The sequence below is a fragment of the Listeria grandensis genome, assembly GCF_014322885.1.
Lineage (GTDB): Bacteria > Bacillota > Bacilli > Lactobacillales > Listeriaceae > Listeria_A > Listeria_A grandensis.
The window spans coordinates 1-6,011 of record NZ_JAASUG010000022.1; the positions used below are offsets into that span (position 1 = coordinate 1).

Consider the following 6,011-nt stretch of genomic DNA (forward strand, 5'->3'; position numbering starts at 1 on the left):
CCAACAACAAATCAAGCAACAATTGACGCAGCACAAGCCTTAGTCAACAAAGTAACAGATCCAACAACAAAAGCAGCGTTACAAGCAGATGTAGACAAAGCACAAAACCTATTAGATGCTAAAAACGCAGCAACAGCAGCAGAAAAAGCAAAACAAGATGCAGCGAAAAAAGCAGTAGACGAGTTATTCAACAACAACACGCCATCAAGTAATGCGATCAAACCAACAACAGACCAAGCAGCAGTGGATGCCGCACAAGCCTTAGTCAACAAAGTAACAGATCCAACAACAAAAGCAGCGTTGCAAGCAGATGTAGACAAAGCTAAATCATTACTAGCTAATAATGCGAACAACACGATTGATAGCATTGACACATATGTTTCTGGAACAAGCTATTTGACAGGTAAAGCATCAGCAGGCGTTACTCGTGTTGGCCTATATGTAAATGGTGTCCTTGTTAAAACAGCGGCAGCAAGCAACGGCAGTTACCAAATCTATGCAGGCGCTACACCTGAAATGAAGATTGATGGGCAGATTTTTGAAGTAGCAGCATTGACAGCAGCAGGCGTACCAGGTCATAAGTTATCGTCTATGGTTTCAGCTAAAACACTTAAAACACTTCCTAAATTAGCAGCACCAGTTGTGGACACATTCTATGTAGGTGATTCTAATGTTACAGGAACACTACCAACAGGTGCCGTTAAAGTCGGACTTTATGTGGATGGAAGCCTCGTTCGTTACGGTGCAATCACAGGAAATACCTTTAAAATCTATGCATATGATGTTGCGAAATTGAGAAGTGCTGGACAAGAATTTAAAGTAGTGGTAGTAGATGCAACAGGACAAGAAAGTGACTATACAACAAGCAAGGTAGAAGTTAACAATGCCAAAGTGACACCAGATGTTAATGCATCGACATCTAACTACCTTAAAGGTGATATTACTGGCAATGTGAAACGTATTGGACTATACATTGATGGTTCACTCGTTCGTTACGGCACTATAAGCGGACAAACATACAGTATTTACGTGTATGATGTAGCAGCATTAAAACAATCTGGAACAGAATACGAACTACGTGCACTAGACGACAACGGTAGAGTACTTTATTCAACTAAAGCGAAAACTAAATAAGTCATAAACTGAAATAGAGCCCATGGATTCTTTTCATGGGCTCTTTTTTCCATATTATTTAATTAATAAAGGAGAATTATTTTAATGAAAAACAAGAAAAAACTTATAATAGCAGGAATTGCGACAGCTCTTGTACTCGCAGTGGCTCTAGTGATTTATACAACATTATTACAACCCAAGACAGATATCGGTAAAACACAAGATATAAACGGTCTATTCATTACCGTATCAGATGCTCAATTGATTAGTAACTCACAAAAAATCAGAGTCCATTTTAAAATCAAAAATGATACAGAACAAAAAGCAGGAATTGGCGCTGGAGATTTCTACATCACGGTGAATAAAAAAGCGTATCGAATGGTCGGTGGCGATAACTTCGGTCAAGAACTGGAAAAAGGGAAGACTATCACAGGGAGCGGCTACTACGAATTTCCGAAAGAACAGGACAACGTATTACTGACATATACCTCACCAGAAGGAGAAAAACTAAACTGGGATTTAGGAAAAGTCCATGAAAAATAAAATACTAAACGCAAAAAAAGTATTTGTTTATAGCTCGGTACATGTCTGGAACGATACACGAGTTTACTATAAAGAAATCGAAACACTACTGCAAGCTGGCTATCAAGTAGAGCAAATGGCGGTAGAAACGATGCAACCACTGGAACCACGTCAGAATTTAACGCAGCACCTATTTGAAAAAGGTCATCGCCTAAAGCGATTTACAAGGTGGTACAGCATTTACAAAGCGATTCGAAAATCAGACGCCATGTATTACCATTTCCATGATCCTGAATTATTGCTGCTTTTGCCTATATTGAGAAAAAATAAGGGTGTCTTTATTTATGACATGCATGAAAATTTCCCGAAAGCATTGGAAACGAAAGCTTGGATTCCAAAGATTTTGCGACAACCACTTGCTAAAATCATAAAAGGAGTAGAGCAGAGATGTTTGAAGCGATGTGATAGTGTCATATTTGCAGAAACGTCCTATAAAAAGGATTACCCAACTATCACACAACAGAAAAAAGATATTTTGAATTATCCGATGTACCAAGCACCATTTGATGTAGCGAAGGGCAAAGAGCAAACGTTACTCTATGTTGGCGGTATTGAAGAAAATCGCGGGTTATGGATTATGTTAGAAACGCTTAAAAGCCTGAGAGAATCAGGGCATAACGATTTGAAACTAAAATTAATAGGTCCTATCTCCAACACAGATAATGAAAAAATAGATAGGTTCACAACTAAACATGCGATGACGAATAGCGTAGCGCGGCTAGGTCGAATACCAAATGGAGAAATTAATGGACATATGGCTACAGCAACGATTGGTCTTTGTCTTTTAAAGCCAATTCCTAACTATATGGAATCGATGGCAACGAAGATGTTCGAATATATGTCTGCCGAATTGCCGATGATTGTCTCGGATTTCCCGATGTGGTCGGAATTGATGCAAGAAACGAAAAGCGGCTACAGTGTGGATCCATTGAATACGATGGCAGTAAAAGATGCGGTGGAATTGTTGCTCCTAAATAAAGAGCGCCGACAAGAGATGGGTACCAATGGACGTGCGCACTATGAAAAAACATACAATTGGACAGCAGAAGGAGAGAAATTACTTGCTCTCTACGAAACAACAAATCGCGAGGTGTTAAATGAAAGTCCTGTATATCAGTCAGCATTTTGAATCAGAAAACGGGTTAACAAGACCTTATGAATTCGCCAAAAAATTAACCGAAGAAAAGATAGAAGTGACTATGCTAACAGGGAAAAACATGGCGGAAAAAGAATTGGATGGCATCCAGATTGTTTCAACGAACACGAGTTATGATCATACCTTTGCTTTCCATAAACGGCTGTTCGCGTTCCTGATATTTGTTATCAAGAGCATTTATCTTGGTTTGAAGGAGAAGAATGTAGACGTCATTTACGCGAGTTCTGCCCCGATTACTGTTGGGATTACAGCACTCATCGTCGCTAGATTAAAGCGAGTCCCTTTTCTATTCGAAGTACGAGATGTATGGCCAGATGCCCCAATCGAAATGGGTATTATCCGCAATAAAAGGCTCATCCAGATTGTCCGTAGATTGGAGAAAATGATTTACCGTCAGGCATCCCATATTGTAGCCCTTTCTGACGGTATCAAACGCAATATTGTTCAAAAAGGTGTTGCGAATAGTAAGGTTAGCGTCATCACGAACCTGGCACATTGTGATAAAACGATTCAATACGTATCGAAAACATGTAGAATGCACATAGAGGGTCGGTATCCGAAGTTAACTGGAAAAACAATTGCACTATATCCAGGAACATTTGGTGCAGCGAACGACCTGAATTTTATACTCGATGTTGCGACGCAATACCCCGATCCAGATATCCATTACATCTTGATTGGCCACGGAAAAGAGAAGGCTGCGATGGTAAAAACAATCCAGAACCGCGGTTTAACGAATATTTGGTTGCTTGATAATATGCCAAAAGCAGAGGTTTTTAGCTGGATGTCAGCGAGTGACGTCGGAATTGTTAATTTAGCGAACATCCCAATTCTAGCGGCTGAAAATAGCTCCAATAAGTTTTTTGACTTTCTATCACTGAGCAAGCCAATCATTTTAAACTTCCAAGGCTGGCAAGATGATTTATTACGGAAAAATCAAGCTGGTGCGGGTTTTGACTATGATGATAAAGCCGGATATTACACCTTTTTAAAAATGATACACGCTAATAAAACGCAAAAAGTAGCGATGGGCGAGCGGGCACGAGTGTTGGCAGAAACCCATTTTGATGCACGGATTTTAAAAGAGCAGTTTGCGGCAATAATTAAAAGGTATGCATGAAATTAGGAGGAATAGAGATGAAAATAGCAATAATTGGACTTGGATATATTGGGTTACCAACAGCGGTCATGTTTGCTAAACACAGACAAAAAGTCATTGGTTTCGACACGAATAAAGAGGTTATCGCACGTCTACAGTCCGGTTTTATTCATATTGAAGAGCCGGGATTACAAGAAGCATTTCAGAATGTTTTAGAGAATGGATTATTACGCCCCGTGAGTCAATTAGAGCCAGCTGATACGTTTATCATCGCGGTTCCAACGCCTCATATGGAGGATCATTCGTGTGATACGAGATACATTCGTCAAGCGGTGCAAGACGTGATCCCGCTACTTGAAAAAGGCAATACGATCATTTTAGAGTCTACGGTGGCGCCGAAAACAACGACAGGTGTGATTCAACCGATGTTGGAAGAGGCTGGATTTACGGTAGGCGTGGACGTGCATGTCGTGCACTGTCCTGAGCGCGTGTTACCAGGGCAAATTATGATGGAATTGGTGCATAATAACCGGATTATCGGTGGTGTGACGCCAGAGTGTGCGATTGCCGGTGGGCAAGTATATCAAACGTTTGTGAAGGGAGAAATGGTATTGACGGATGCATCGACGGCGGAACTTTCTAAATTGATGGAAAACACGTTTCGTGATACGAATATTGCCCTTGCGAACGAATTAGTGAAACTGTCTGCTGAGCTCGATATTAATGCGCTAGACGTTATTGAAATGGCAAATAAACATTCACGTGTGAATATTCATACACCGGGACCAGGTGTTGGCGGACACTGTCTTGCGGTTGACCCGTACTTTATTACAACGGCGGCTCCAGAACAAACTCCGCTAATCCAAACGGCACGAGAAATCAATCGCAGTATGCCAGAATATGTTGCGCAAAGTGTTGATGTAATTACGAATAGTACGGCGAAAAAAGTGGTTATTCTCGGTGCAGCGTATAAAGGAAATGTCGACGATATTCGCGAAAGCCCAGCGCTAAAAATAGCCGAGCATTTGCAAAAGCGAGGCATCGAAGTCCATGTTTACGACCCGCATGTCGCGTATTACAACATGAATCCAGAAATTGCTTTTGCAGACGCGGATATGGCGGTTATTGCGACGGAACACGATGAATTCAAGCGCTTGCCTATGTCGCTATTGACGAGTATGGCCAATATGCAAATTTTTGATACAAAAAATATTTTTGAAGGCGACCATGAGGAACTGACGTATATCACACTTGGAACATTGCACCGCTACACGAATCGCCCCCGCAGTTTCACTCATAAAAAAGCTTAAGGAGACGATAAAACAAAATGGATAAAACAATTGATTTAAGTGGTATCATCACGATCTTGAAACGTTTTTGGTGGGTTGTCGCCGTCCTTGGCATTATTGGTATGGCAACGGCGTTCTTGTATACGAATAACTTTGTAGAAAAGAAGTACGAGGCAACGAGTCAGGTTCTCGTGAAGCCGGAGAAAAGTGAAGACAATCGCAATTTTGATGTACAGTTGAACAAACAATTAATTAGCACGTATCAAGTGATTGTGACGAGTGGAAATGTTTTGAATCAAGTACGCAATAAGCTTCATTTAGAGGATTCTAACAAGGAGCTAGCTAGCCGGATTACGGTCACCAATGAAGGTTCCTCGCAAGTCTTGGTACTAGGGGTACAAGATACGGACCCAAAGCAAGCGGTTCTCGTCGTCAATACGCTATCTGAAGTTTTGCAAAAAGAGGCGAAAACGGTGATGGATGAGAAGAATGTCCGTGTGCTATCGCCAGCCGAATTGGAAAATAGCAAAGCGCCGGTGAGTCCCAACTTGAAAATCACCGTTTTGCTAGGATTTATAGCAGGTGTAGCACTTGCTATTGCAGTATTTGCAATTATTGAATTGACGAATACCAAACTCAGGACGCGTGAAGATGTGGAAGCTTTGGTTGATATTCCAGTATTGGGAATCATTACTAGGAGGAAACTATGATAAAAATAGCGAAAAGTAAAGATGATAAGAAATTAACGGTTTTTACACAACGAAATACACAA

Annotated in this window: 6 protein-coding genes; all 6 read left to right on the plus strand. The window is 40.9% G+C overall.

The annotated features are described in order from the left end of the window. The coding region (locus tag HCJ54_RS15145) for a toxin Cry1Ac domain D-VI-related protein (RefSeq protein WP_187138241.1) at positions 1-1,134 on the plus strand (1,134 nt) is incomplete at its 5' end. Positions 1,135-1,218: 84 nt separating this feature from the next. Then, entirely contained in the window at positions 1,219-1,656 is a 438-nt protein-coding gene (locus tag HCJ54_RS15150; protein WP_187138242.1) for an MlaD family protein, read from the plus strand. After that, entirely contained in the window at positions 1,646-2,824 is a 1,179-nt protein-coding gene (locus HCJ54_RS15155; RefSeq protein ID WP_187138243.1) for a glycosyltransferase, read from the plus strand. Before HCJ54_RS15150 ends, HCJ54_RS15155 begins: the two co-directional genes overlap by 11 nt. Continuing rightward, positions 2,793-3,971, plus strand: a complete 1,179-nt coding sequence (locus tag HCJ54_RS15160) for a glycosyltransferase family 4 protein (RefSeq protein ID WP_187138244.1) — start codon at positions 2,793-2,795, stop codon at positions 3,969-3,971. Before HCJ54_RS15155 ends, HCJ54_RS15160 begins: the two co-directional genes overlap by 32 nt. Positions 3,972-3,988: 17 nt before the next feature. Continuing rightward, positions 3,989-5,260, plus strand: a complete 1,272-nt coding sequence (locus HCJ54_RS15165) for a nucleotide sugar dehydrogenase (protein ID WP_187138245.1) — start codon at positions 3,989-3,991, stop codon at positions 5,258-5,260. Between the two features lie 17 nt (positions 5,261-5,277). Next, a complete protein-coding gene (locus tag HCJ54_RS15170; protein ID WP_187138246.1) occupies positions 5,278-5,949 on the plus strand; it encodes a YveK family protein in 672 nt (223 codons plus the stop codon). Positions 5,950-6,011: the final 62 nt, after the last annotated feature.

Bases quoted from the DNA above. Each gene is read 5' to 3' on its own strand.
- HCJ54_RS15160 (WP_187138244.1), top strand. From the start codon at position 2,793: ATGAAAGTCCTGTATATCAGTCAGCATTTTGAATCAGAAAACGGGTTA.
- HCJ54_RS15155 (WP_187138243.1), top strand. From the start codon at position 1,646: ATGAAAAATAAAATACTAAACGCAAAAAAAGTATTTGTTTATAGCTCG.
- HCJ54_RS15150 (WP_187138242.1), top strand. From the start codon at position 1,219: ATGAAAAACAAGAAAAAACTTATAATAGCAGGAATTGCGACAGCTCTT.
- HCJ54_RS15165 (WP_187138245.1), top strand. From the start codon at position 3,989: ATGAAAATAGCAATAATTGGACTTGGATATATTGGGTTACCAACAGCG.
- HCJ54_RS15170 (WP_187138246.1), top strand. From the start codon at position 5,278: ATGGATAAAACAATTGATTTAAGTGGTATCATCACGATCTTGAAACGT.